The 22202-nt window shown below is 49.7% G+C and carries 24 protein-coding genes; 11 read left to right on the top strand and 13 right to left on the bottom strand.

Features of this window, described 5'->3' with window-relative positions; all coding sequences use genetic code 11:
• Nucleotides 1-29: 29 nt before the first annotated feature.
• From J2Y43_RS31245 to J2Y43_RS31275, 7 genes are all read right to left on the bottom strand, one after another.
• Nucleotides 30-659 (bottom strand): LysM peptidoglycan-binding domain-containing protein, encoded by a 630-nt coding sequence (locus J2Y43_RS31245; RefSeq protein ID WP_309992081.1) that lies wholly within the window; start codon nt 657-659, stop codon nt 30-32.
• A gap of 60 nt (nt 660-719) precedes the next feature.
• Nucleotides 720-1211 carry a 5-(carboxyamino)imidazole ribonucleotide mutase gene (gene purE / locus J2Y43_RS31250; protein ID WP_309992084.1) on the bottom strand — a complete coding sequence of 164 codons (492 nt, stop codon included), beginning with the start codon at nt 1209-1211 and terminating at the stop codon, nt 720-722.
• A gap of 9 nt (nt 1212-1220) precedes the next feature.
• Entirely contained in the window at nt 1221-2360 is a 1140-nt protein-coding gene (locus J2Y43_RS31255; RefSeq protein WP_309992088.1) for a 5-(carboxyamino)imidazole ribonucleotide synthase, read from the bottom strand.
• Between the two features lie 155 nt (nt 2361-2515).
• Nucleotides 2516-3502: a HipA domain-containing protein gene (locus tag J2Y43_RS31260; RefSeq protein WP_309992091.1), complete on the bottom strand. Its 987-nt coding sequence runs from the start codon at nt 3500-3502 to the stop codon at nt 2516-2518.
• Complete coding sequence (locus tag J2Y43_RS31265) at nt 3499-3831, bottom strand: HipA N-terminal domain-containing protein (RefSeq protein ID WP_309992093.1); 333 nt, start codon at nt 3829-3831, stop codon at nt 3499-3501. The genes J2Y43_RS31260 and J2Y43_RS31265 overlap by 4 nt, the downstream gene beginning before the upstream one ends.
• Nucleotides 3828-4037 (bottom strand): helix-turn-helix transcriptional regulator, encoded by a 210-nt coding sequence (locus J2Y43_RS31270; protein WP_309992096.1) that lies wholly within the window; start codon nt 4035-4037, stop codon nt 3828-3830. The genes J2Y43_RS31265 and J2Y43_RS31270 overlap by 4 nt, the downstream gene beginning before the upstream one ends.
• Before the next feature lie 122 nt (nt 4038-4159).
• Nucleotides 4160-6214, bottom strand: coding sequence for a BatA domain-containing protein (locus J2Y43_RS31275; RefSeq protein ID WP_309992099.1), 2055 nt, complete (start codon nt 6212-6214; stop codon nt 4160-4162).
• A gap of 238 nt (nt 6215-6452) precedes the next feature.
• On the opposite strand from J2Y43_RS31275, the gene J2Y43_RS31280 reads away from it, so the two are divergent.
• A complete protein-coding gene (locus tag J2Y43_RS31280; protein ID WP_223400420.1) occupies nt 6453-7004 on the top strand; it encodes a YcxB family protein in 552 nt (183 codons plus the stop codon).
• Between the two features lie 54 nt (nt 7005-7058).
• Here the strand turns inward: J2Y43_RS31280 and J2Y43_RS31285 are convergent, their stop codons facing one another.
• Both J2Y43_RS31285 and J2Y43_RS31290 read right to left on the bottom strand, forming a co-directional pair.
• Nucleotides 7059-7679 (bottom strand): DUF1684 domain-containing protein, encoded by a 621-nt coding sequence (locus J2Y43_RS31285; RefSeq protein ID WP_309992103.1) that lies wholly within the window; start codon nt 7677-7679, stop codon nt 7059-7061.
• An 85-nt stretch (nt 7680-7764) separates the two neighbouring features.
• Nucleotides 7765-8304, bottom strand: coding sequence for a hypothetical protein (locus J2Y43_RS31290; RefSeq protein WP_309992106.1), 540 nt, complete (start codon nt 8302-8304; stop codon nt 7765-7767).
• Between the two features lie 264 nt (nt 8305-8568).
• Between J2Y43_RS31290 and J2Y43_RS31295 the strand changes: the two genes are divergently transcribed.
• Nucleotides 8569-8988, top strand: coding sequence for an OsmC family protein (locus J2Y43_RS31295; RefSeq protein WP_106598032.1), 420 nt, complete (start codon nt 8569-8571; stop codon nt 8986-8988).
• A 61-nt stretch (nt 8989-9049) separates the two neighbouring features.
• Here the strand turns inward: J2Y43_RS31295 and hemW are convergent, their stop codons facing one another.
• Both hemW and J2Y43_RS31305 read right to left on the bottom strand, forming a co-directional pair.
• The gene (hemW, locus tag J2Y43_RS31300; RefSeq protein ID WP_309992112.1) at nt 9050-10174 is read right to left on the bottom strand and encodes a radical SAM family heme chaperone HemW; all 1125 of its coding nucleotides are present in this window, start codon (nt 10172-10174) and stop codon (nt 9050-9052) included.
• Nucleotides 10174-12246 carry a TonB-dependent receptor domain-containing protein gene (locus tag J2Y43_RS31305; protein ID WP_309992116.1) on the bottom strand — a complete coding sequence of 691 codons (2073 nt, stop codon included), beginning with the start codon at nt 12244-12246 and terminating at the stop codon, nt 10174-10176. Before J2Y43_RS31305 ends, hemW begins: the two co-directional genes overlap by 1 nt.
• Nucleotides 12247-12477: 231 nt before the next feature.
• On the opposite strand from J2Y43_RS31305, the gene J2Y43_RS31310 reads away from it, so the two are divergent.
• Nucleotides 12478-12936 carry a hypothetical protein gene (locus J2Y43_RS31310; protein ID WP_309992118.1) on the top strand — a complete coding sequence of 153 codons (459 nt, stop codon included), beginning with the start codon at nt 12478-12480 and terminating at the stop codon, nt 12934-12936.
• Between the two features lie 59 nt (nt 12937-12995).
• Here the strand turns inward: J2Y43_RS31310 and ctlX are convergent, their stop codons facing one another.
• Both ctlX and J2Y43_RS31320 read right to left on the bottom strand, forming a co-directional pair.
• Complete coding sequence (gene ctlX, locus J2Y43_RS31315; RefSeq protein ID WP_309992121.1) at nt 12996-13952, bottom strand: citrulline utilization hydrolase CtlX; 957 nt, start codon at nt 13950-13952, stop codon at nt 12996-12998.
• Nucleotides 13953-14064: 112 nt separating this feature from the next.
• Nucleotides 14065-15516: an arginine deiminase family protein gene (locus tag J2Y43_RS31320; RefSeq protein WP_309992124.1), complete on the bottom strand. Its 1452-nt coding sequence runs from the start codon at nt 15514-15516 to the stop codon at nt 14065-14067.
• A gap of 257 nt (nt 15517-15773) precedes the next feature.
• Between J2Y43_RS31320 and sufC the strand changes: the two genes are divergently transcribed.
• The 8 genes from sufC (at nt 15774) to J2Y43_RS31360 (ending at nt 22178) form a co-directional block, all read left to right on the top strand.
• Nucleotides 15774-16532 carry a Fe-S cluster assembly ATPase SufC gene (gene sufC / locus J2Y43_RS31325; RefSeq protein WP_223400430.1) on the top strand — a complete coding sequence of 253 codons (759 nt, stop codon included), beginning with the start codon at nt 15774-15776 and terminating at the stop codon, nt 16530-16532.
• A 59-nt stretch (nt 16533-16591) separates the two neighbouring features.
• Nucleotides 16592-17911 carry a Fe-S cluster assembly protein SufD gene (gene sufD / locus J2Y43_RS31330; protein WP_309992127.1) on the top strand — a complete coding sequence of 440 codons (1320 nt, stop codon included), beginning with the start codon at nt 16592-16594 and terminating at the stop codon, nt 17909-17911.
• Nucleotides 17912-18003: 92 nt separating this feature from the next.
• A complete protein-coding gene (locus J2Y43_RS31335; protein ID WP_309992130.1) occupies nt 18004-19230 on the top strand; it encodes a cysteine desulfurase in 1227 nt (408 codons plus the stop codon).
• Between the two features lie 45 nt (nt 19231-19275).
• A complete protein-coding gene (locus J2Y43_RS31340) occupies nt 19276-19653 on the top strand; it encodes a DUF5618 family protein (protein WP_309992132.1) in 378 nt (125 codons plus the stop codon).
• A 15-nt stretch (nt 19654-19668) separates the two neighbouring features.
• Nucleotides 19669-20097, top strand: coding sequence for a SufE family protein (locus J2Y43_RS31345; RefSeq protein WP_106598043.1), 429 nt, complete (start codon nt 19669-19671; stop codon nt 20095-20097).
• Nucleotides 20098-20117: 20 nt separating this feature from the next.
• Nucleotides 20118-20429, top strand: coding sequence for an SUF system Fe-S cluster assembly protein (locus tag J2Y43_RS31350; protein WP_019944321.1), 312 nt, complete (start codon nt 20118-20120; stop codon nt 20427-20429).
• A gap of 134 nt (nt 20430-20563) precedes the next feature.
• Nucleotides 20564-20992, top strand: a complete 429-nt coding sequence (locus J2Y43_RS31355) for a BrxA/BrxB family bacilliredoxin (RefSeq protein ID WP_090385338.1) — start codon at nt 20564-20566, stop codon at nt 20990-20992.
• Nucleotides 20993-21068: 76 nt separating this feature from the next.
• Nucleotides 21069-22178: a VWA domain-containing protein gene (locus J2Y43_RS31360; RefSeq protein WP_309992142.1), complete on the top strand. Its 1110-nt coding sequence runs from the start codon at nt 21069-21071 to the stop codon at nt 22176-22178.
• The last annotated feature ends 24 nt before the right edge of the window (nt 22179-22202 follow it).

The following is a 22202-nucleotide window of genomic DNA, read 5'->3' on the forward strand; positions in this document are numbered from 1 at the left end:
ATTCTTTGCTATTGGGAAATACCTGAATGCTATTTTTTATCCGGGAAAGGGATGATCAGTTTTTCGCCCCTTTCGGAGAAGTCGCGGGTTTTGCCATTGGCTTTCATCAGCGCTTCTTTGGTAATGCCGTATTTGCTGGCCACCACGCGAAGTACATCGCCCGGGCCTACGGTGTGAACCGCTTTTACTTGTATTTTCAGCTTGGTAACGCCTGCTTTTACGTCGGAAACAGAAGAATTAAGGCCTTGCAAGGTTTCTGTTTTGAGGTTGTAGCGTGAAGCGATGCTCGAAAATGTCTCTCCGCTTTGAACAGTATGTGTGATTTGCTCTCCGCCAATAGATGAAGCCGAGATTGAAGGTTTCTCTTCTTTTTTTGGTTCTTCGGTCTTTTCTTTTACCGGCTCAGGTTTCTTTTCTTCGGCCGGCTCCTCGGTAGGCACAGGCTCATCGCTCACCGGTTCGGTGGCAGTTTCCTCCAGGGTCGAATCGACGACTACCGATGTGAGTTCTTCGGAGCTGGAAGAGCTGTCAGAAATATATTCGTAGCCGACATAGAGCATTGCGAGTACCAGCAATACCAATACGAGCAATGTGACAATGGGCAGATTCGACTTTTCAGTGGGACGGATATTTCTTTTTTTCGGGAATTCGTCTTCCATAACCTGGCCGGATTCTATTTTTTAGTGGAGTTAATTTTCTACGAAAATAATAAAGACAACCTAGTTTCCAAGTTGATTTTTCAATTCCTCGTTCATCACCGCAACTTTCTCTTTCAGGCTCTCTTTGAATGCGTCAAGCCTTTTTGCAACCTCCGCGTCACTTGCTCCGATGATCTGCGCAGCGAGGATTCCGGCATTTCTCGCGCCATCCAGCGCTACGGTGGCAACAGGAACACCGGCAGGCATTTGCAGAATCGAAAGTACCGAATCCCAGCCGTCTATCGAATTGCTCGACAAAACCGGCACCCCGATCACCGGAAGCGATGTCAGCGAAGCTACCATGCCGGGCAAATGGGCGGCTCCGCCCGCGCCTGCGATGATCACCTGCAACCCGCGGCTGCGCGCCGATGCTGCGTATTCGAGCATACGCTCAGGCGTGCGGTGCGCCGATACAATCTCCATTTCATATGAAATGCCCAGTTCGGTCAATGCGTCTGCGGCCAGCTGCATTACCTTTCTATCCGAAAGGCTGCCCATGATAATCCCTACCATTAATGTGTCTTACTTGGTTTTGTGACTGATTACTTTAATATTGTTTTTGACGAAATCCGCCTTGGCTTTGAGCGAAGCGATATCTGCATCCATGATCGTGATATGGCCCATCTTGCGGAACGGCTTGGTGATCGCTTTCCAGTAAAGGAACGGAAACACCTGGGGCGTTGCAAGCAATTTCTCCATTCCTTCGTACACCGCCGGACCTTCATAACCATCCTCGCCCAGCAGGTTCACCATTGCCGACGGCCCGTAGGCATGCGTGCTGCCTAGCGGCAGGTTAAGGATCGCCCGCCAATGCTGCTCATATTGTGAAGTGGCGTTGGCGCGGATGGTGTGGTGGCCGCTGTTGTGAGGCCGCGGAGCTACTTCGTTGATCAGCACTTCACCCTCCGGTGTAAGGAACAGCTCCACGGCCAATAGCCCTACAATCTGGAACGCTTCGGCCGTTTTGCGGGCAATTTCTTGTGCTTTGGCGTTTACTTCGCCACTGATTTCCGCCGGCGCGAAAAGGTATTCTACCAGGTTAGCCTCAGGATGGAATACCATTTCCACAGTCGGAAATGTTGCTACTTCGCCGTTGGCATTACGCGCTACGATCACTGCCAGTTCTTTTTCAAACGGGACCGCTTTTTCTAGCAAACCCGGTTTGTCAAACGCCTTGTCGAGGTCGGCTGCCGACGTCAGCCGCTGCACTCCGCGACCATCGTAGCCGTCTTTCCCGAGTTTATGAAATGCGGGTAGAAATGAAATGTAGTTGGCAACATCCTGGCGGTTTTCGGTCAGGATAAATTCCGCGGTAGGAAGCTGTTTTTCTGCGTAAAACTGCTTTTGAATGCGTTTGTCTTGTATCTGGCGGATCACCGAAGGCTGCGGATAGACCTTTTTACCTTCCTTTTCCAACGCTTCGAGCGCCTGCACATTTACCTTTTCTATTTCAATGGTAATCACGTCGAGATCTTTACCAAAGTTATACACGGTGTCAAAATCTTGCAGCGAGCCCTGGGTGAAATGGGGTGCTATTTTCCGGCACGGCGCTTCGGCGTCCGGGTCGAGTACGTGAATATCCAGGTTCCAGTCCACAGCAGCTTGGAGCAGCATAAGCCCCAGCTGCCCGCCGCCAAGAATTCCTATTCGGGATGAGAGCATTTATGAAATGATATTTTCCCGCAAAATTGGTTTAAAAACGGGTCAGAAAAAAGGAATGTTAGCTAAATGTCAGGTTGGAAAATGTCAGCAGGTCAGCTGTTGATGTAGTTACAGCAGACCTTAGACACCTAAGAGCGGTGGAGTAGTGAGCTAAATCAAATCCTGGCCAGCTTTTTCGATCTGCTTTGGTAGGCTTGCAGGTAGCTTCTTTTTAAGCGGTCATTTAAAAAAGAGGCGCCAATTAATGTCTCCACTTTTCTAGTATTTGAAAGCATGGTATTAAAAATCGCTTGGATCTGCTTTAAAGTTAATCCGGCTTCCTGCCCGAGCGTATAGAACTGCTTTGCGATGCTGCCTTGTGCTAGTTGCCGGGGTAACAAGCCGTCAGTTAGGGCAAAATCCGAGTCTTTCACATGCAGGCGGCTATTTAAAAGATCGTATGCGGGACTGAGCCTGAAATCGCCCATGCTTGTTTCGATTATGGAGAAATTCTTGAAATGCGCGTCACCGTTGGAAAACAGATAATTAAAAATCAATAGCTTAAATAATCTGAGTGATTCGAGCATATAGATGGGCAGGTAGGCCTTGATCACATCGAAAGCCTGCAAATAGTTACCTTCATATTTATATTGTTCTCCATGAGCTTGCGGACTTCTGCCTGCCAATGCCGCAAAATCTTCGACTGCAATCTTTTGATTGTCTTGATTTATATCAAAGCGTTTTGTCAGATAGGCAGCTTCTCCATTACGGAAAAAGATTAATCCATTCTCTGCGGTTTCTATGTTATAAACCTGCCGCGCTATTTGCATGGTCAAATGCTCGTTTGCCGGCATTTGATCCGCGTTATTTCCAACCGAAGGTGCCAGTTTGAGTAGATGTGTCCCTTGCTCTCCCTGGGTTGTTAGCCGCAATTTGTTTTTGACCAGTATAAGAGAAAACTTTTCCTGAACTCCTGAGATGGAAACCCTCATGTGGTCGCGGACAAACGCGGTGTTCAAAAAACCGCCTGCGGCAGGCGCGTCGTAGGGCAAAATGTGACGCACTTTTGCGCCATTGAACATACGTTTCAGGGAAGTTCTGCTGTAAGTCTGATTCCCTTCGGCAAGTGTTCCCGGACAATATTTGATGGCGGGTATGCTCATGCTGAATCGGTCGTGCGTCTTACGGTAACTGCGCCAATGGTGTCATATTCGGCCACGTTGAGCAAAAGACCGAAATAGTCATCGGGATCAATTTTTAGCGATTGGCAAATGACATGTTTGTTGAAGCCTTCCGGCAGCATATTAATGAACGAAGGGAAGAGGGTTTGGGAATGATATTCGCTGGCCGATTTGGGTAGGGTTAGGCTGATAGAGGGCCTGTTGGGATTTGTTACCCAGGCGGGTTGGTAGGCAAAGCTGAAACTCCCGCCGTCATGCTGGGTCAGCCTGCCGGCAATCTCTCCCTTATAGAATACATCGGCCTGTCTCATGAGCGTACATTAATAGATTTTACCTGGAAGACCAGCTCCATTCCCAGCACGTTTGCGATTTTTTCCAGTGTGTCCAGGGTTGGATTCCCTTTGTCTAATTCCAATTGCTTTAAAGTTCTTAATCCAATGCCGGAAATCTCGGCAAGCGTGTCTTGCGTAATGTATAGACTCTTTCGTCTTTCCTTAATGATACTTCCAAGGTGCATTATAATGCCTTTTTTTGTGTAAAAATAATGGAAATCACCTTTTTTGTCAAGAAAAGTGCATATAAATGCACTTTAACCGTGAGGCATTTAACCCAAGGATTGTACCGGCAGCAGAATAACTACTATTTCATAAACCTGATCAGCCCGATTTCCACCAGCAGAAACAACAGTGCGGCGTAAAGGAAGAACTTCCAAAGGTTGGTCCCCATATTCTGCTGCTGGAATGCGGTGGAGAAGGCATCGTCGTCGATGCGGTCGAAGACCTGGACGTTCTTTCTGCCGGAAAATGCAGCCCGCAGCTCGTCGGGAGTGTAGTATTGCAGCTTGGATTCGGCGTGGTTGTGGTTGAGGGCGATGATCTGTTCAGTTTTATTGTCCAGCACGAGCTCGAAGTAACCAGCTGTGAGTCCGTCGGCCGCCTGGTCGCCCTGAGGGATTTCGAGCAGTAGCTGGTTGCCCGCCACGCGCTGCACGGGGATTATCTCGGTCTTATTCCGCCTTAATTTATAAACAGAGTTGGGCTTGGGTTTATCGACCGTCAGACTAATCGGATTTTCATCAAAAGTGAACGAGGTCCGCTGTTGCCTTACGCTCGAAGCAGCAATTTTGTACATCACCGGCACAAATATGGCGTGCTGGGCCACATTGCCGTTCTCCTGATTTAAAGGTGCTGCAAATAGGTAGGTTTTTCCCGAGCCCGCCAGTAGCTGATTAAGATAAGTCTGTCCGTTGCGCATCGTGAGTAGCTGCTGCCCGGCGCTTGCCCAGCTCCACACAGGCAACGCATTGGGCAGGTTAAGATTCATTTCCTGGCGCATCGATTCCTCGAAAACATCACTGAAAAACGGATTATTGCGGTCGGGAACGGCAAGTGGGAGCGGAGCCTGGGCTTTCTCCGACGTGAGACCGCTAACGCCTAACGCGCTCAGGAAACGTCCGTAACTGTCGGCCGCAGGTGCAGCAGGGGGAATGATCGCCAGGCTGCCGCCTTGCCGTACAAAGTCTTGTAAATCCTGCGGCAGGGTACCCGAGAGCTGCGTCACGCCTTCCAGCACTACCAGGTCGGCGTTTTTGATCAGGCCAGGGTCCACATTTTGGGCACTGTAACTTTGCAGCGTGAAAAGGCTGTCGTTGGCGTAAACATTCTCGATGTAATTTCCTTCCGACTTTTGCCCGTACACGTGCAGCACACGGATGAGGGGCGACGCGTTGAGGACAAAATAGTAGTCGTTATCAAAAGTGACCGGGAAGTCATCGAATGTGATCTGTCCTTTTTTATAACCCTTTCCTTTCAGGTTGAAGTTGAACCTGGCCGTCGCGCTGCCATTGGCAGGCACATTCACCGAAGCTGTCGAGGCCTGGGTATTATCCAGGCTCAGCCGGAGCACTACATTCCGGGCCTCGCGGTTGCCGGAATTGCTCACCTTTACGAATAATATATTGTTTTGAAGCTCACGGATAAAGGGCGTATTGAGCCAGGCCGAATCGACAAATACATTCTTTTCGGCTTCTGCCTGCACAGGCACGAGGAAAATCTGGTTGGTCGAGTCGGTTTGGATCGCCGAAAGCTCGCCGGCGGTGCTTTTCTGGAAGTCCGAGAACCAGAAAAGCTGGTTTTTACCGGATTGGGAATGGCGGGCCATCAGGTTTTCCTGGCGTTTGTACACCTGTTCGAGCGTGCGTGGTGTGCCCGAAAGGCCGATGGTCGTCAGGCGGTCACGCAGCTTTTCGGCGGGGTAGAGGCCTTGCTCCTGGGCAGAAAAATCGTTGGTCACCAGTTGCAGCGAGGTCGCGTTTTTGAATAATCCCAAAAGATCACCCAGCCGGCCGGTGGCAATATCAAGGTAGCGCTTATTGTTCAGCTCGCTTTCCATGCTCAGGGAGTTATCCAGGTACAAGCTGGTAATGCCGCGCCTGTCGACAGCCACATTGCTTTCGGCGGGAATGAACGGCTGGGAGAACGCAAGCGCGAGGCAGGCAATTGCCAGTATCCGCGCGGCCATCACCAGCCAGTGCTTGATCTGCCGGATGGACTTGGTTTGCGTTTCAACCGCTTTCAGAAATGCGACATTGGTGAAGTATACCCTTTTTGTCCGCCTGAAATTGAAAATATGTACGGCAATCGGAACCGATATCGCCAGCAAACCCCACAGGAAGGACGGAAAAAGGAAACTCATGTAGCTTAGGATAGTCTTGTATCAAAGATCAGTTGCCGAATATGGCTTCAAAACGGCAGTTTTCAAATGTTCAACGCAGTTAGTAAAGACAAATTACACCAAATTCTCATAACAGTTTTTTATTTGAGGACCTTTCTCATATCTCGGGCGCTTTTTTCTAACTTTGCACTTCATTTTGCCCCGGCCACGTTTCGAAGAGCCGTCGCAAAGAGAGAAGATCGTTAATTTAAACAGAGTTATGGCCAAAGTTTCGGTAAACAAACACCAGCCCGTCTATCAAATGCCTACGAACCCGGCCGCGGTTCGTACCAAGAAGTACGCCTTACCTACCCAAAAATACATTTCCCTGGCCATGCGTTACTTTTTCAAGACGCAGCTCAAATGGGTCCTGGTACCCGTGGCCCTGATCTTGATCAATGCGGTGATCAGCCTCACAGGCATTTATCCCAATTTGTGGATTTACATCACGGTTGTGGTCGCTTCTATCCTTTATGTGCTGTTCTGGCTGATCCAGTTCACCGGCATCACGCAGCTCGCACAATACAAGCCGATGTTTGAGAAGTTCTCTTATGAGATCGACAACCGTCAGATCATCATGAAGCTCAATATGAAAGAAGGCAGCGTGATGAAATGGGAGCAGATCCTGGAAGGTTACAAGGATAAGGACGCTTATGTACTGGTTATTTCAAAAGGACAATTTCTGCATTTGCCATTCAATATTTTCACTTCCGAGCACGACATTAAGGTTTTCGAGCGGATTTTGAAGCAAAAAGAAATATTGAAAGCCTGATCGACGGCATTCATAAAAAAGGCCCGGCTGAAAGTCGGGCCTTTTTTGTTGGGGCTATTTGATACTCGCTTCGTGATGCTGCTTGGTGAAATTCTTTTCCCCGGCTGTGACCGCGACTGCCAGGTGGTTGTTCAGCGGAGGGATCGGGCAGTTGTAGCCGCTACTGTATGCACAATAAGGGTTGTATGCCTTGTTGAAATCGAGTACACAGGTTCCGTCTTTGAGGTCAGTCGTTTTCAGATCGATGTAGCGGCCGCCGCCGTAAGTTTCATCGCCGTTGGTTTTGTCTTTAAAAGGGACAAAAAGATAATCCTTGTATTTGGCAAGTTGTTGCAGGCTCAGGCTGCGGTACACTGTCAGTTTTTGTCTGCGGCCATTTACCTTGAATTTCAATACCCCGTACTTGACGTAGGTCTTGTTCATTCCGCTGTAAGTCGGCATTTCGAAGGATTTGCTTTTCGCTTTCTCGAAACGGGCCACCACGCGGTAGGTGGAATCGGGCTCATAGAATTGCAAATACGAAAGATCCGCTGCTTTGAGCGGTGAGTTCTCCGAGCGCAAAAACTCCTCCTTGTAATGATTTCTGTACTGATTAGTCTCTTCGGTAAAAGTTTGTGCTTGTGATCCAAACGCCGCGACCAGAACTGTAAACAGTGTGCTAAAAACAACTTTCATACGGTAGGGAAAAAAGAAATCCGGTAATTTTTACCGGATTTTATAAAAATTATTCCAGAAACCCAAAAACGCGGGAACTTTTTCCTTATTGAGCTGAAATTTTCTTCACTTTCGATTCGTCGATGTTGAACACCTTCACCACCGATTCATAGCTTTTCAGATCCACTTCTGCATTGGCACGTCCTTTAAGAAAATCCGCAGGTATTACTACGACGCGGAACTCATTATTGCGGGTCCAGTCGGTAGCCAGGTTGCCCAGATTCACATTGCCGTCCATGAAAATCATCATGTCATCATCGGTTCTGTCGAAATTGTAGGTAATGATGCCGTTAGGATTGGTAAGGAAGGCAGTCTGCGGGAGCGGGCGGTAGGCTTTAAGACCACCCGCATCATTCCAGTACATATACACCAGCACCGCATCCGAGGGCAACACCTCGATTTTCTGCTGTTTGAAATTCAAGGTAAAGGAGTATTCGTTGGCGGCAGTGAAATCAACTTTTACGATGTCGAAGGCTGTTCCCAGCACGTCGCCTCCCTGTGGCCCCGGATCGCCTTTTGGCCCGCGGCAGCTTTGGAACAATGCAAGGACAGCGAGTAACAGCAGGGGCAAGAGTTTTCTGTTCATGACTTGTGAGTTGAGAAAAATGAGAAATCTGTTAAAAATTTGTGATTAGATGATGATGCAATTATAAAGTTTAAATCCCGATCGGGCATTAACCTTTGTTAACTAAAAAACGCCGTGCCGCCCACCACAGGGAGGCACATACTGGAACAGAGGACGGTAAGTAATTATTGTGTTTTTAATGCAGGGATTGTTTGCGTAGATATCGTTTGCATGCTACTTTTCCCGAAAACAACGATTTAGGATTCAACATTAAAAGGAACAACGATGATTAACCGTAAAGCAACAGCCATTTGGAAAGGTACCGGCAAGGAAGGTACAGGTACGATCAGCACGCAGAGCACAGTTCTGGAAAACACCCAGTACTCTTTCAACACGCGCTTCGCGGACGGTAAGGGAACCAACCCCGAAGAGCTGGTTGCCGCTGCACACGCCGGATGTTTTGCCATGAAGCTGAGCTTCGAGCTGAATGCTGCCGGTTTCACTGCCGACGAGCTGAATGCTACCGCTACTGTTTCACTGGACCCTGCAAAAGGCCAGGTTGTTAAAAGTGCTATCGACCTGAAAGCACAGGTTCCCGGTATCAGCGCCGAGCAGTTTGCGCAGGTTGCCGACAAAGCGAAAAAGGAATGCCCCATTTCCCAGCTGCTCAATGCAGAAATCACATTGAACGCAGAGCTGGTATAAGTTAATTATCGCTGGCCGGTAGACGAGAATCGCCATGCTGCTTGCAGTGTGGCGATTTGTTTTAGTCAATAAAAAGATCGCTTGCGATGCGGTCGGCGAAGAGCTTGCCGGCCTGGGTAAGTAGCAATATCCCCGCGTCTTCCCTGATCCAGCCTTTCCGGGTCATCCTTCCCAGCTCATCCCCGGCCTGTAATGCGAACCGGCCGGCCGAAAGTACTTCCAGTTTTTGCAGTTGCACGCCCCATTTGGTCCTCAGGCCCGTTAGCAGGTATTCATTGGTCTGATCGGCAGGCGAAAGCGTCTCTATCATGGCCGGAATGATGCTATTCTGAATTGCTTGGAGATATTTGGCATTATTGGAAATGTTATACTCGCGGCTCGCGCCATTGTAGGAGTGCGCGCTCGGGCCTACGCCTAGGTAGGGGTGTTGTTTCCAATAAGAGCTGTTATGATTGCTGTAATGGCCGTTTCGGGCAAAATTGGAGATTTCGTACTGCTCATACCCATTTTCACGGAGGGAGCCCACGAGTATTTCAAATTGCTGCGCCGCGTACTCTTCTTCGATCGGCTGTATCTTCTTCTTTTTCAGCCAGCTGCCAAATGCGGTTTGCGGCTCGATGGTAAGGCAGTAGGCCGAAATATGCGGGACGCCCAGTGTAAATGCTTTGGACAAGTCGCTTTGCAGGATGGCGTGATTCTCCGAAGGTATCGCGTAAATCAGGTCGATGGAAATATTGTCGATACCCGCGTGCTGGGCCAGCCTGACGCATTGCTCTGCTTCGAGGGCTGAATGCGCGCGGTTCATAAAACGCAGATGCGGCTCATGAAATGACTGAATCCCAATGCTAAGGCGGTTAATGCCCGCTTGGGAAAACATTTGAAGGGTGGCCGCATTCAAATCGTCCGGATTCGCTTCGAGCGTTATCTCAGCATTGGGCGCTACCCGAAATTGCCTGTGAATGGTTTCAAGCAGAAAATTCAGCTCCGCTTCATCGAGCATCGAGGGCGTACCTCCGCCGAAGTAAATAGTCTGCATATCCCCGTCGGGCAAATAGGCCTGCCTCAGAACGATTTCCCGCGCGATGGCCTCCACCACGGCACGTTTGTTGGCGGTGTTGGTACTGAAATGGAAATCGCAATAGTGGCAAGCCTGTTTGCAAAAGGGGATATGGATGTATAGATGCATTATTTTGAGTTTTTCTGCCACTCCCAGCCGACCTTCACGCCAGCCCAGAGGTTGTTTTTCGGCGCGCCATTGTAATAGCGGTTCCCGAATGCATTCAAGTCGTAGCCGAGGCTGTAAATGCCCGCGTTGACCTTTTCTGCGGAGGCCGACAGTTCACTGTAAAAGTGCTGGCCCCAGCTTTTCTTCCAGCTCACGCGCGCCATCCATTGGCTGTAAGCCGTGTTTTTAACCGTATTCGCATCATTCAGATAAAACGAATCACCATGCTGGTAAGTCAAAAATGCCGAAATGCCATATTTGAGCAGCACATCCAGGCCTGTCGACTGTGAGAAACGCGGAATACCCGGGATGAGTTTCCCGCTCAGGTCTGCGTCGGCCTGCCGGAATTCTTCATAGGTGTATTTGGTATACGTGCCCGTGTTCCAGAGTTTGAGCATTACGGGTAGTTTTGGATCGGAGAGGATGTCCCAATTGATGTTCCATTCCACGCCGTTCTGCTTGGTTTTTCCTGCATTCACAAAATACTCGGCCCCTGCTTCGTTGAGCCTGCGCACGATCGCATTGCGCAGCCCGAAATGGTACAGGCTGATTTCCCCGGAAATGATTTTTCCGACTTTCCGGATGCCGATTTCAGTATTGTTACCTTTTTCAGCTTCCAGGTCCTTCCGGAAACCACCCGCCGACGGGCGCACTTCCTGCAAAGTAGGAGGGGAGAACCCGCCGCTGTACGAGGCGGTGACCGACCAGTTGCCGGCAATTACCTTGTTAGCCGCGAAGCGTGGAATGAATATGCCGTCGAAAGTCTTCTGATCTTTGTTGAATGGGAGCGGGAAATAGCGTTCGTATTTGTATTTCGAAGTATTGTAGCTCAAACCTGCGCTCAGGGTCAGGTCGGTGAGCAAAGTTGCTTCCAGCTGGCTGAATACGGAGAGGTTGGTGGTGCGGATATCTTCTACGGTTTGCTGTTTGTCGGCAACGCCGCCTTTGTTATCGTAATTCCGCTGCGCCGATTTGCCGTATTGCCATTCGAAACCAGTCGTCCAGTTGGTCTTCACATTACCCCATTCCGACTTGTTTTGCCAGATATTCCGTCCTCCGATCCCATTTTCATCCCTTTTTTCGAAGTTGGAAATGAACGGGTTGGCAAAATCGGTAAAAGTCAGGTACAATGCGGTGGACTGGGTCCATTTGTCAGATAGCGGTAAAACATAATTGCCGCCCAGTAGCGCTAGTCTGGTATAAATCGCTGCCTTTTGGGCCTCGCTGCCCGGCACGGTCGCAGTCGACTGACGGGCGAGCTTGGGATCCGTCTGGTATTGGGCAAGGTTGATGCCTCCGGGAGTTTGGTAATACAGATCCGAGTACATTCCCAACAGCGACAATGTACCCTTTTCTCCAATGCTCGAAGTGGATGTAAACCGGACCGCGTCGCGCACCATGCCGCTGTGGTTGCGGTAGCCGTCTTGCTCGCTATGGCCGTATTGAACGGAAATGTCGCCGACCTGCAAGGTCGAGTTCCGGCTCTGGAAGCCGTATTTACCGAAGCTCACACTCTGCTCCACACGGTTCTGAAATTCGTTGTCCGGGCGGCTTTGCATGAGCACCACGCCGCCTGTGCCAGCGCCGTAAATGCTGCTGCCGGGCCCTTTGATCACTTCCATGCTCTGGATAGCCCCATAATCGACCGAATTCAACGGGGTATTACCGCTCGCGTCGGTGAATGGAATGCCGTTCCAGTAGAATTTCACATTGCGTACACCAAATGGCGAGCGTATCAGGCTTCCGCGGACCGAAAACCGGTAGCTGCCCGGTGAGCGTTCTTCCATGCGCACACCCGGGATGGTGTTGACCGCGTTCGCCCAGGTATAATTGGAAAACCGGCCCAGCGAGCGCGGCGTAAGCATTCCTACGGTTGCAGTGGTGGTAAGCGGGTCTTTTTCGGATTCAAATGCATGCACGGTTACCTCGCGCAACTCGCGCGCTTGCAGCGAATCGCTCTGGGCGGATGCCGGATCAGAATCGTAGAAAATGATAAAAGCCGCAAGAACGCCGGTAATAGAGATTTTGAACATAAGAGTTTAGGGGATATCAATAAAATGCAAAGCTGATCATAAATGCCAACAGTTTCAATACTTCACCATCGGCTTAACCGCGTAGTCTGGTGCGAAGTTCAACGACTTCCGGCGGTCTGAGAAGAATTTTCTACAAAAAATGCGTGACTATACGCCTGGCGGGCTGGTAAGATTTTTGCTCAGACAATGGCATTCGTACAGTAACTGAATTCAACTTTAATACCCAAAAACATGAAAAAGATCACCTGGATTGTCGCCTCTCTGCTGCTCGCCGGTACACTTTCGCTGACGAGCTGTTCAGACAAAACAAAAGACTCCGCGAAAGAGACCGTGGAGGAAGCTAAAAACGATATGGACGAAAACGTGGCCGAAGCCAAAGCCGATATCAAGGAAGCAGGGGATGATTTTGAGGCCAAAGTGAAGCAAGATAAGGACGATTTGAAGAAAGATATCGACGAGGCGATCGGTAAAATCGACCGTAAAATAGAAGAAGCCGACGCCAAAATCGACAAGGCCGCCGACAAGGAAAAAGCCAAATGGCAGGAGCGCAAAAAGGAGCTGAATGCTGAAAAAGAAGAGTTGCAGGCTTCCTGGAAACGCGCCCAGAACGAGACGGCCGACAAGTGGGACGAGTTTAAGGCCAACACCAAGGAAAAAATCGCCAAAGTGAAGGCCGACTTGAAGGACTAATAAATTGATGAGGGTTATGGAAAATGAAAAATGCTCCGGTTTTTTCGGAGCATTTTTTGTTATCTGACGGGCAGGTGAATCTCAGTCATCATACATCGGGCGGAGCCGCCTCCGTTGCCTTCGATCACCGAGAGATCGGTGTGTAGCAGCAGCGCATAATCGTCGAGCCGGTCCTTTTGCCGCGGTGTGAGCGATTCGTAGGCTTGTGTGGACATGACAAGGAACTTGTCGCCTTTGCCGTTGCGTACCATCAGCATATTGCCTGCGAAATGCCGCATTTGTTCGAGCGATATTTCGATCACTTCCTTGTGGGTCTCTTCGAGCACGGACCTGACCATCAGCCGCTCGTCGGGATCTTTAATGGCTTCCAGGCACACGACGGCGAAAATGTCGCCGACACACATGAGCACATTGGTATGGTAAATGGGCTTGTCGTGCTCGTCGGAGGCCGAGAATGTGATGATTTCGTAACCCAATGCGTCGGCGAACGCGTCGAGTACCTCCTTATGCGTGCGCGGTGACAGGCAGGCGTAGGCGATCTTGTAGCGCCGATCGAAAACCATGCTGCCGGTGCCTTCCAGGAATTTGCCCTCTGCTTCAAAATGCGTTAAATCAATGACCTCTTCGACCTTGAAATCACCGGCCAGCGACTCGATAATGTCGCTGCGGCGTTCCAGACGGCGATTTTCGGCCATCATCGGATACAGTACCACTTTGCCGCTCTGGTGAAAGGAGACCCAGTTGTTGGAAAAAACAGCATCCGGGCGGTCCACCTCGTCGGTATCATCAAAAATATGCAGTTCCAGACCGGCTTTTTGGAGCTGGTCGATCATCAGGTCGAATTCTTCGCGGGCCGTCTGCTGGGCTGTGCCTTTGGTTTGCTGCGCGAACGACTCCTGCTGAAACTCGTTGCTTTCGGCGGTTTCCTCATTGAAACCGAACCGCACGGGCCTGATCATCATGATCCGGCATGTGGATTGCGGCTGGATTTGAGCGGATGAAGTGATGACGCGCATTGGAGTATATGGTGGTTATTGGAAATGTATTCCGGAACAAAATCTCATGTATTATCCTTACATGCAATTTACGATTCTGGCGGCTCGATTACAAGTCTAAAATCAGTAATGCTTACCCGCGCAGCAGCGGCATGCTCATACAATGCGACCCACCGCGTGCACGGGAAAGCTCGGCCGACGGCAGTGTAATAAACGTGTCGGTTAGCTCCTCGGGCGCCAGCTCGTTGTGCTCGAATTTTTCGAGCAGCCTTTTAGCGGTTATCACCTTAAAACCTTCCTTTTTGAACGCTTCGAGCGTTTTGTCGTTGCGGTCATAGCCGATCACCACGCCGTCGCGCAATGCGAGCAGGTTGCAGGAGTCAGTCCATTGCTCACGTTCGCCGTAAGGGAATTCATTTCCACCCGAGTAAATAAAGCGGACCGGGCCGGTAACGCCCAGATCGTCGCGGCTGATTTCGGTCAGCAGGTCTTCCAGGTTCTCGATTTCGCGCGGCAGCTGCTCATTGCCTTTCACAAATTGCAGTATCCTGAACTCCTTGTTTACATCTACCGGCGCAAAGAAATGCAGCACATCTTTCTTGCGCGCCTCGTCGCCTACGCGTGCGAGCGAGCTAAGCAGTACCCAAACGTCCTTTTTAACCTGTGTAAAAATGGTGTCGATATGCATATAATCCCGCTTTTTAGGGATTTTGATAATGGTAATCTTCTCAACCACATTTTTATCAAACAAAATCTTCATTACCTGCTGCGCGGCGTAAATCGATGTGCGCTCGCTGCAACCGATCAAAAGATGCCCCGGGGCGACCATCATCACATCGCCGCCTTCGAGCGTGCAGCGCTGGTAGTCGCTGGCTTTTTCGTCGTCGGGCAGCAGGAAATGCCGCTCGTTTTCAGGTATTTCAATGATGTTTTGTTTTAAATGGGCAAACATCGGGTGGTAGAAGAATACGAACTGCGCCAGGATCGATTCTCTGGTGCGGGCTGCTTTGGCGGGCTTGTTGAGCAAAATATGGTCGTTGATCACAATGCCGATGTCGCGCGTGAAAATCAGGTTGGGCAGCGGAGCGAAGAGCATTCTTTTATCGGAGCAATACCCTGAAATGAATATGCGGGCCAGCTCGTGCGCATCGAAGCGATGCAGCTCTTCCTGGATCTGGTAGGAGCAGCGCTCGATCCCGCAAATGGCGGCCGTGAGTTTAATGCGGATATTGGCGTCTTCCAAAATGTCCCCGAGCAGCCGCTGAATATCCACCACATGGTCGGAAGCGAAGTATTTCTCCGTACCGGGAATAAAGAAAGAACGCGTGGGATCGTCGTTGATTTCGGAGAGTTTTCCCTTGATTTTTTCGGGATCCAGAAAGTACAGGAGCAATTTTACATAATAATCATACTCCTTTCTGCGCATGGTGTCCAGGTGCACGATGTCCTCGAAAAGCCAGTCCTGCGCCTTGCTGGGTACTACTTTGCCCAGGCCACGATCGGGGCTGTGGATCAAAAGCCTTTTGAGGGTGTCGGTTTCGGAGGATACGCCGACGGGAAACCCGGATATCGGATTAATAGCCATAAATGAAGTGTTTGGAACGCTGGGGCGCAAAGTAAATGTTTCTTGGCGAATTAAAAACCGGCCTTTCTTCAACCCGTTTATTCTCTGACCGTTTAAGGCATAAATATCTCCTGGGCGGGAACATCCTGGCTCTTAAAAAGGTTGTACAAAATGAGTGTCCCGCAGTTTAAGACATTGACGCTCATTTTCATTTACGGCTAATGCGTATTACTTTTGCGGGAAATTACCACGAACTATCTTTTAAGTATAAATCAGTTATGCTCTCTATTAATGACTTGCGTGCCTCCATTGAAGGTAAGGAAATATTAAAAGGCATCAATCTGGAAGTCAAGCCGGGTGAAGTGCATGCGATTATGGGGCCCAATGGTTCCGGTAAAAGTACTTTGGCTTCGGTGTTGGCAGGAAGAGAAGAGTACGAGGTTACTGGCGGAAATGTAGTTTTTGACGGAAAAGACATCCTTGAAATGGCGCCGGAAGAAAGAGCCGCCGAAGGTATTTTCCTTGCATTCCAATATCCGGTGGAAATTCCGGGCGTTACGACCATCAACTTTTTGAAAACGGCTGTTAACGAAATCCGTAAATATAAAGGCGAAAGCCCGCTGGACGCTGCCCAGTTCCTGAAAATGGTGCGTGAAAAAGCGAAACTGGTGAGCATGAACGACTCGCTGCTGAAACGCGCATTGAACGAAGGTTTCTCCGGCGGTGAGAAAAAGCGGAATGAAGTGTTCCAGATGGCGGTACTCGAACCGAAACTGGCGATTCTGGACGAAACAGATTCAGGTCTGGATATCGACGCGCTCCGTATCGTGGCAGAGGGCGTGAACTCGCTGCGCTCGCCGGAACGTTCAACCATCGTAGTGACGCACTATCAGCGTCTGTTGGACTACATCGTGCCGGATTACGTACACGTTTTGTACAAAGGCCGCATCGTCAAATCCGGACCGAAGGAGCTTGCCCTTGAATTGGAAGAAAAAGGTTACGATTGGATCAAAGCGGAAGTTGAAGCGGTAGGTTAAGTAAAAGGCGCATCGTCTATCCCAAACTTAACCCCATACAGCACCATACCCCATTATCGATGAGTAACGAGACCATAGATTTAAAAACCAGACTGATCACTGATTTTCATGCCCGTGAAGCGGTGATGAACGGTGAGGCGTCTTCTGAATTTCACCAGAAAAAACGCGCAGGACTGGCCCTTTTTGAGCAATTAGGCTTCCCCTCAATCAAGCACGAGGAGTGGAAATATAGCAATGTAAGAGACCTGATCAGTGTTTCTTACGATTTCAATGCAGAAAGCTCCATCGGCCTGGCCGAGCTGGAAGATTTGAAAGTGCCCAAGCAGGAGGCTAATATCCTGTATTTTGTGAATGGCCGCTACAATGAGCAGTTGTCGGCGATCATCTCGCCGGTCGATCAGATCACGATCAGCTCGCTGGCAGATGCTTACAAAAACGATCCCGCGAAAGTTGCTTCGTTTTTCAATGAGCTCACCAAAGACGCCAACGATGCATTCACGGCATTGAACACCGCATTCGCGCAAGACGGCGTGTTTATCCATATTCCGGATAACCAGTCGGTGGAGCACCCGATTATTTTGCGCTTTGTGAGCGACGCGCGTGAGAAGAATGTGGGCAGCCAGCCGCGGAATATCATTTCTGTGGGTAAAAATGCGCACGTGAAACTGGCAGAGGCGTTCCGCACATTGGGCGACCAGCGCTCGTTTACCAATGCGGTGACTGAAATCCAGGTAGCGGAAGAAGCGAACGTGCAATACTATAAAGTACAGAACGAGAGCGAGAACGCCTACCACATCGGCACTACGCAGGTACGCATGCTCGACCGCTCGCATTTCTACGCAGGCACTGTGACATTGAATGGCAAATTCACGCGCAATAACCTGAACATCGTCCTGGACGGCGAGCATTGCGATGCGCATATGTACGGCCTTTACTTCCCGGATGGCACCCAGCACGTGGATAACCACACTGTGGCCGACCATCAGAAGCCAAACTCGGAAAGTAACGAGCTTTACAAAGGCATTTTGCGCGATAAATCGAAAGGTGTTTTCAACGGAAAGATCTTCGTTCGCCCCGACGCGCAGAAAACCAATGCATTCCAATCTTGCAAAAACATCGTTTTGTCACCCGACGCGACGATGAATACCAAGCCGCAGCTGGAAATCTTTGCCGACGACGTGAAATGCTCGCACGGTACTACCACCGGCCAGATCGACGAAGAGGCATTGTTCTACATGCGCTCACGGGGGATTTCGCAATCGGAAGCGATGTCGCTGCTCATGTTCGCATTCTGTGCCGACGTGGTTCAGCAGATCAAGATCGACTCGGTTCGTGAATACCTCGAAAACGTGATCACCAAGAAGCTGGCTTCGAAATAGCTTTTACGGGTCTTCAGGCCCTGATTAATACATTTCCTGGTACCCAACCGCCATTTTTGGGGTTGGGTATTTTTCTTAAATGACGAATCACAATGAGCCACAATCTCAATATCGCATCCATCAGAGGCGACTTTCCGATCCTGAACGAAGTCGTCAATGGTAAACAACTCGTCTATTTCGATAATGCTGCAACGACCCAGAAGCCACGGCTGGTGCTGGACGCGCTGTCGGGTTACTATGAGCATTACAATGCCAATATCCACCGCGGCATTCACCATCTGGCCGAAAAAGCTACCTCTGCATTCGAGCAGTCGCGGAGGCGTTTGCAGGCTTTTCTGAATGCGGAATACCCCGAGGAGATCATTTTTACCTACGGAACGACCGACGGTATCAACCTGGTGGCATCTGCTTACGGGCGCAAGTTTTTGAAGGAAGGCGACGAAATCATCATTTCGACCATGGAGCATCATTCCAACATCGTGCCCTGGCAAATGCTTTGTGAAGAGAAAGGCTGCATTTTGAAAGTGATCCCGATCAACGACGAGGGCGAGCTTTTGATGGACGAATACGAGAAGCTGCTTACTGAAAGAACCAAATTCGTATCGGTAGTGCACGTTTCCAATGCATTGGGTACCATTAACCCGATCAAGGAAATCATCGCCAAAGCCCACGCGGTAGGCGCGAAAGTGCTCATCGACGGCGCGCAGGCCAGCTCGCACATTGAAATCGACGTGCAAGACCTGGATTGCGACTTTTATTCGCTTTCCCTGCACAAGATATACGGCCCAACCGGCATGGGTATTCTTTACGGCAAGCGCGATTTGCTCAATGCGATGCCTCCCTACCGTGGCGGCGGCGAGATGATCAAAGAAGTGACTTTCGCTAAAACGACCTATAACGAGCTGCCGTACAAGTTTGAAGCGGGTACCCCTAACATTGCCGATGTGGTAGCAGCCAAATTTGCATTGGATTATGTGGATGCTTTGGGTAAACCCAATATCGCCGCTTACGAGAATGAACTGCTGGCCTATGCTACCGAAGCTGTGAAAGAGATCGACGGACTCAGAATTATCGGCCAGGCGAAGGATAAAGTAAGTGTGCTTTCATTCGTGATCGACGGTATTCACCACCAGGACATCGGTGTGCTGCTCGATCAGCAAGGCATTGCCGTTCGCACAGGTCACCACTGTACACAACCCTTGATGAACCGCTTCGGTATTACCGGAACCTCACGCGCGTCGTTTGCTGTTTATAACACGACCGAGGAGATCGACAAGCTCGTTCAGGGGCTGCATAAGGTGAAGCGGATGTTGGGATAATTTTTTAAATTACTGCATTGTTTCATTTTGAACTATATACGCATTATGGAAAACACATTACAGGAAGCCAGAAGGTATCTCAGCAATGCGAGAGAAATATTGAGCGAGAAGGCAAAAAAGGATGGAATTTATTATAATGATATTAAATATGTGAAGCTTGCGGGCTATGCCGCCTACTCAGGAGTGTTAGTTGCTCTGGATGGCTTGTTGGGAAAAAAAGACACCCGGAAGAGTGTGGAATGGTATCAAGAAAAGTTAAGCAAGGTGGACAAAAAGGCACTGACCGCTTTCAACTCGGTGTATAAAATCCTGCATTTATCAATGGCTTACGATGGCATTGAGCTCGTAAGTGTCTCGAAGGACGGCTTGAAGCAGGCAGAGGCTTTAATCAACTGGGTCGAAACGCGCACCGCAGTGGCTTAAAAATAGAATTACACAATGACCATAAACGAAACACAGGACGAACTAATTTCGGATTTTGAATTGTTTGATGACTGGGAGAGCAAATACGAGTTCATTATCGACCTCGGAAAGCAGTTTCCGCCGTTGGAAGAACAGTACAAAACCGAGGATAATATCATTAAAGGATGCCAGTCGAGGGTGTGGCTGAATGCGTACATGGACGGCGACCTTTTGAAATTTGAGGCGGATAGCGACGCGATTATCGTTCGCGGGCTGGTAAGCATGCTGGTGAAGGTGCTTTCGGGGCATACACCCGAGGAAATCGCCAAAGCCGATGTGTATTTTATGGAAAAAGTCGGTTTGCACCAGCATTTGGCACAAACCCGGTCGAATGGACTGGCGGCGATGCTGAAACAAATGAAAGCGTACGGCTTTGCTTTCCAGGCCAAATCAATCAATGCATAACAATAAATATAGACCTTGCGATGTCAGAGGAAGATTTGAAAGAAGAAGTGATCCGCGCTATTAAAACGGTTTACGACCCTGAAATACCGGTCGATGTTTACGAGCTCGGGTTGATATATGATCTGAAAGTGTTTCCGATCAATAATGTATTTGTGTCGATGACGCTGACCTCGCCCTCGTGCCCTTCGGCAGGAACACTGCCCGGCGAAGTAGAGCAGAAGATCCGTGAAGTGGAAGGCGTCAACGACGTAAGCGTGGAGCTGACTTTTGATCCGCCGTATTCAACCGAAATGATGTCCGAAGAGGCAAAACTTGAACTGGGGTTCATGTAGGAACTTCGGCTTTTGGCTTTCGGCCGTCGGCTTTTTTATGATAAACTTCGGTTATCGATGTTCTTAGAGCCGATGGCTGACCGCCGAAAGCCGAAGTACAAGATAGTAACAATAACTTTTAAACATTAACATATATGTATCCACCACAATTAGTGGCTCCGATGAAGGCCGAACTGACTAACGCCGGTTTTCAGGATCTGACAACCGCTGAGGAAGTCGATAACTTCATGCAAAATACCAAAGGAACTGCTTTGGTAGTGATCAATTCGGTATGTGGCTGTGCGGCAGGTGCTGCACGTCCGGGTGTGCGCGCGGCGCTGGCTGGCAGCGATGTGAAGCCCGATCACCTGGCAACGGTATTTGCAGGAGCTGACCTTGAAGCTACCGCTAAAATGCGTGAGTACACTTTGCCTTATCCGCCATCTTCGCCGGCCGTAGCGCTGTTCAAAGACGGTGAGCTGATCCATTTCGTGGAGCGTCACCACATCGAAGGCCGCTCAGCACAGATGATCGCTGAACACCTGAAAATGGCTTTCGAAGAATTCTGCACAGAAGAGGCATAATTCGATTTTTTTAACGACTTGACGGCTACTTTCGATTACATTTGAAAGTAGCCGTCTGTTTTAAATACCTGCCCATATGCGAGGACATCGTTTCACGAAATACATTCCGCCCGAGCAAGGGCCCAACAGCAAGTTCGATCAGCTATTTGATATTTTTCAACAGCTGCTGCTGATGACTTCCGGTGATGTTTCCGAGGCCATGTCGTGGCTCAGCCAGCTCGATCGCCAGTATAACCTCACCAACGACTCCTACGGCATCGGCGACTTTTTCGAAGATTTGAAAAAGAAGGGCTATGTGACCGAGGAGAAGCAGGAAGGGGAGAGCAAGCTCATTATGACGCCCAAAGCAGAGAAAAGTATTCGCAAGAGCGCGCTGGACGAGATTTTCGGTAAGCTGAAAAGGTCAAAATCCGGCGGTAACCATCACACGCCGCATTTGGGCGCGGGCGACGAGCTCACAAGCGATATCCGCGATTTCCAGTTCGGCGATACGCTCGACCAGATTTCGATGACCGAATCGATCAAAAACGCGCAGGTAAATCACGGGATCGGTGATTTTATGCTGATGGAAAACGATTTGGAAGTAGTCGAGCGCGAGCAGAAAACCACTACTGCCACCGTGGTGATGATCGATATCAGCCATTCGATGATTCTTTACGGCGAAGACCGCATTACCCCCGCTAAAAAGGTCGCATTGGCATTAGCAGAGCTGATCCGGACCAAATACCCCAAGGATTCGCTCGATATTATCGTGTTTGGAAACGACGCCTGGCAAATACAGCTCAAAGACCTGCCGTATTTAGAAGTAGGGCCTTACCATACCAACACGGTGGCTGGTTTGGAGCTGGCCATGGATATTTTGCGCCGCAAAAAGACGCGCAACAAGCAGATATTCATGATCACCGATGGTAAGCCCACGTGCCTCAAAGAAGGTATCCGCTATTATAAAAATAGCTTTGGCCTTGACCGCAAGATCATCAACAAAACGCTCACGTTAGCCGCGCAATGCCGCAGGCTCGACATCCCGGTAACGACCTTTATGATCGCGACCGACCCTTACCTGAAACAATTCGTGCAGAATTTCACGCAGGTAAACAATGGCCGCGCCTATTACAGCAACTTGCAGGGGCTAGGAGGCTTTGTACTTGAAGATTTTCAGCGGAACAGGCGTAAGAACGTTAAATAACTGACGGGGTTGGAGTGGGTCATG

The sequence above is a fragment of the Dyadobacter sp. BE31 genome, assembly GCF_031457695.1.
Lineage (GTDB): Bacteria > Bacteroidota > Bacteroidia > Cytophagales > Spirosomataceae > Dyadobacter.

What these genes read in the sequence shown, in the direction of transcription:
- J2Y43_RS31245 (WP_309992081.1), bottom strand. Translation starts at nt 659, where the DNA reads ATGGAAGACGAATTCCCGAAAAAAAGAAATATCCGTCCCACTGAAAAG.
- purE (WP_309992084.1), bottom strand. Translation starts at nt 1,211, where the DNA reads ATGGTAGGGATTATCATGGGCAGCCTTTCGGATAGAAAGGTAATGCAG.
- J2Y43_RS31255 (WP_309992088.1), bottom strand. Translation starts at nt 2,360, where the DNA reads ATGCTCTCATCCCGAATAGGAATTCTTGGCGGCGGGCAGCTGGGGCTT.
- J2Y43_RS31260 (WP_309992091.1), bottom strand. Translation starts at nt 3,502, where the DNA reads ATGAGCATACCCGCCATCAAATATTGTCCGGGAACACTTGCCGAAGGG.
- J2Y43_RS31265 (WP_309992093.1), bottom strand. Translation starts at nt 3,831, where the DNA reads ATGAGACAGGCCGATGTATTCTATAAGGGAGAGATTGCCGGCAGGCTG.
- J2Y43_RS31270 (WP_309992096.1), bottom strand. Translation starts at nt 4,037, where the DNA reads ATGCACCTTGGAAGTATCATTAAGGAAAGACGAAAGAGTCTATACATT.
- J2Y43_RS31275 (WP_309992099.1), bottom strand. Translation starts at nt 6,214, where the DNA reads ATGAGTTTCCTTTTTCCGTCCTTCCTGTGGGGTTTGCTGGCGATATCG.
- J2Y43_RS31280 (WP_223400420.1), top strand. Translation starts at nt 6,453, where the DNA reads ATGGCCAAAGTTTCGGTAAACAAACACCAGCCCGTCTATCAAATGCCT.
- J2Y43_RS31285 (WP_309992103.1), bottom strand. Translation starts at nt 7,679, where the DNA reads ATGAAAGTTGTTTTTAGCACACTGTTTACAGTTCTGGTCGCGGCGTTT.
- J2Y43_RS31290 (WP_309992106.1), bottom strand. Translation starts at nt 8,304, where the DNA reads ATGAACAGAAAACTCTTGCCCCTGCTGTTACTCGCTGTCCTTGCATTG.
- J2Y43_RS31295 (WP_106598032.1), top strand. Translation starts at nt 8,569, where the DNA reads ATGATTAACCGTAAAGCAACAGCCATTTGGAAAGGTACCGGCAAGGAA.
- hemW (WP_309992112.1), bottom strand. Translation starts at nt 10,174, where the DNA reads ATGCATCTATACATCCATATCCCCTTTTGCAAACAGGCTTGCCACTAT.
- J2Y43_RS31305 (WP_309992116.1), bottom strand. Translation starts at nt 12,246, where the DNA reads ATGTTCAAAATCTCTATTACCGGCGTTCTTGCGGCTTTTATCATTTTC.
- J2Y43_RS31310 (WP_309992118.1), top strand. Translation starts at nt 12,478, where the DNA reads ATGAAAAAGATCACCTGGATTGTCGCCTCTCTGCTGCTCGCCGGTACA.
- ctlX (WP_309992121.1), bottom strand. Translation starts at nt 13,952, where the DNA reads ATGCGCGTCATCACTTCATCCGCTCAAATCCAGCCGCAATCCACATGC.
- J2Y43_RS31320 (WP_309992124.1), bottom strand. Translation starts at nt 15,516, where the DNA reads ATGGCTATTAATCCGATATCCGGGTTTCCCGTCGGCGTATCCTCCGAA.
- sufC (WP_223400430.1), top strand. Translation starts at nt 15,774, where the DNA reads ATGCTCTCTATTAATGACTTGCGTGCCTCCATTGAAGGTAAGGAAATA.
- sufD (WP_309992127.1), top strand. Translation starts at nt 16,592, where the DNA reads ATGAGTAACGAGACCATAGATTTAAAAACCAGACTGATCACTGATTTT.
- J2Y43_RS31335 (WP_309992130.1), top strand. Translation starts at nt 18,004, where the DNA reads ATGAGCCACAATCTCAATATCGCATCCATCAGAGGCGACTTTCCGATC.
- J2Y43_RS31340 (WP_309992132.1), top strand. Translation starts at nt 19,276, where the DNA reads ATGGAAAACACATTACAGGAAGCCAGAAGGTATCTCAGCAATGCGAGA.
- J2Y43_RS31345 (WP_106598043.1), top strand. Translation starts at nt 19,669, where the DNA reads ATGACCATAAACGAAACACAGGACGAACTAATTTCGGATTTTGAATTG.
- J2Y43_RS31350 (WP_019944321.1), top strand. Translation starts at nt 20,118, where the DNA reads ATGTCAGAGGAAGATTTGAAAGAAGAAGTGATCCGCGCTATTAAAACG.
- J2Y43_RS31355 (WP_090385338.1), top strand. Translation starts at nt 20,564, where the DNA reads ATGTATCCACCACAATTAGTGGCTCCGATGAAGGCCGAACTGACTAAC.
- J2Y43_RS31360 (WP_309992142.1), top strand. Translation starts at nt 21,069, where the DNA reads ATGCGAGGACATCGTTTCACGAAATACATTCCGCCCGAGCAAGGGCCC.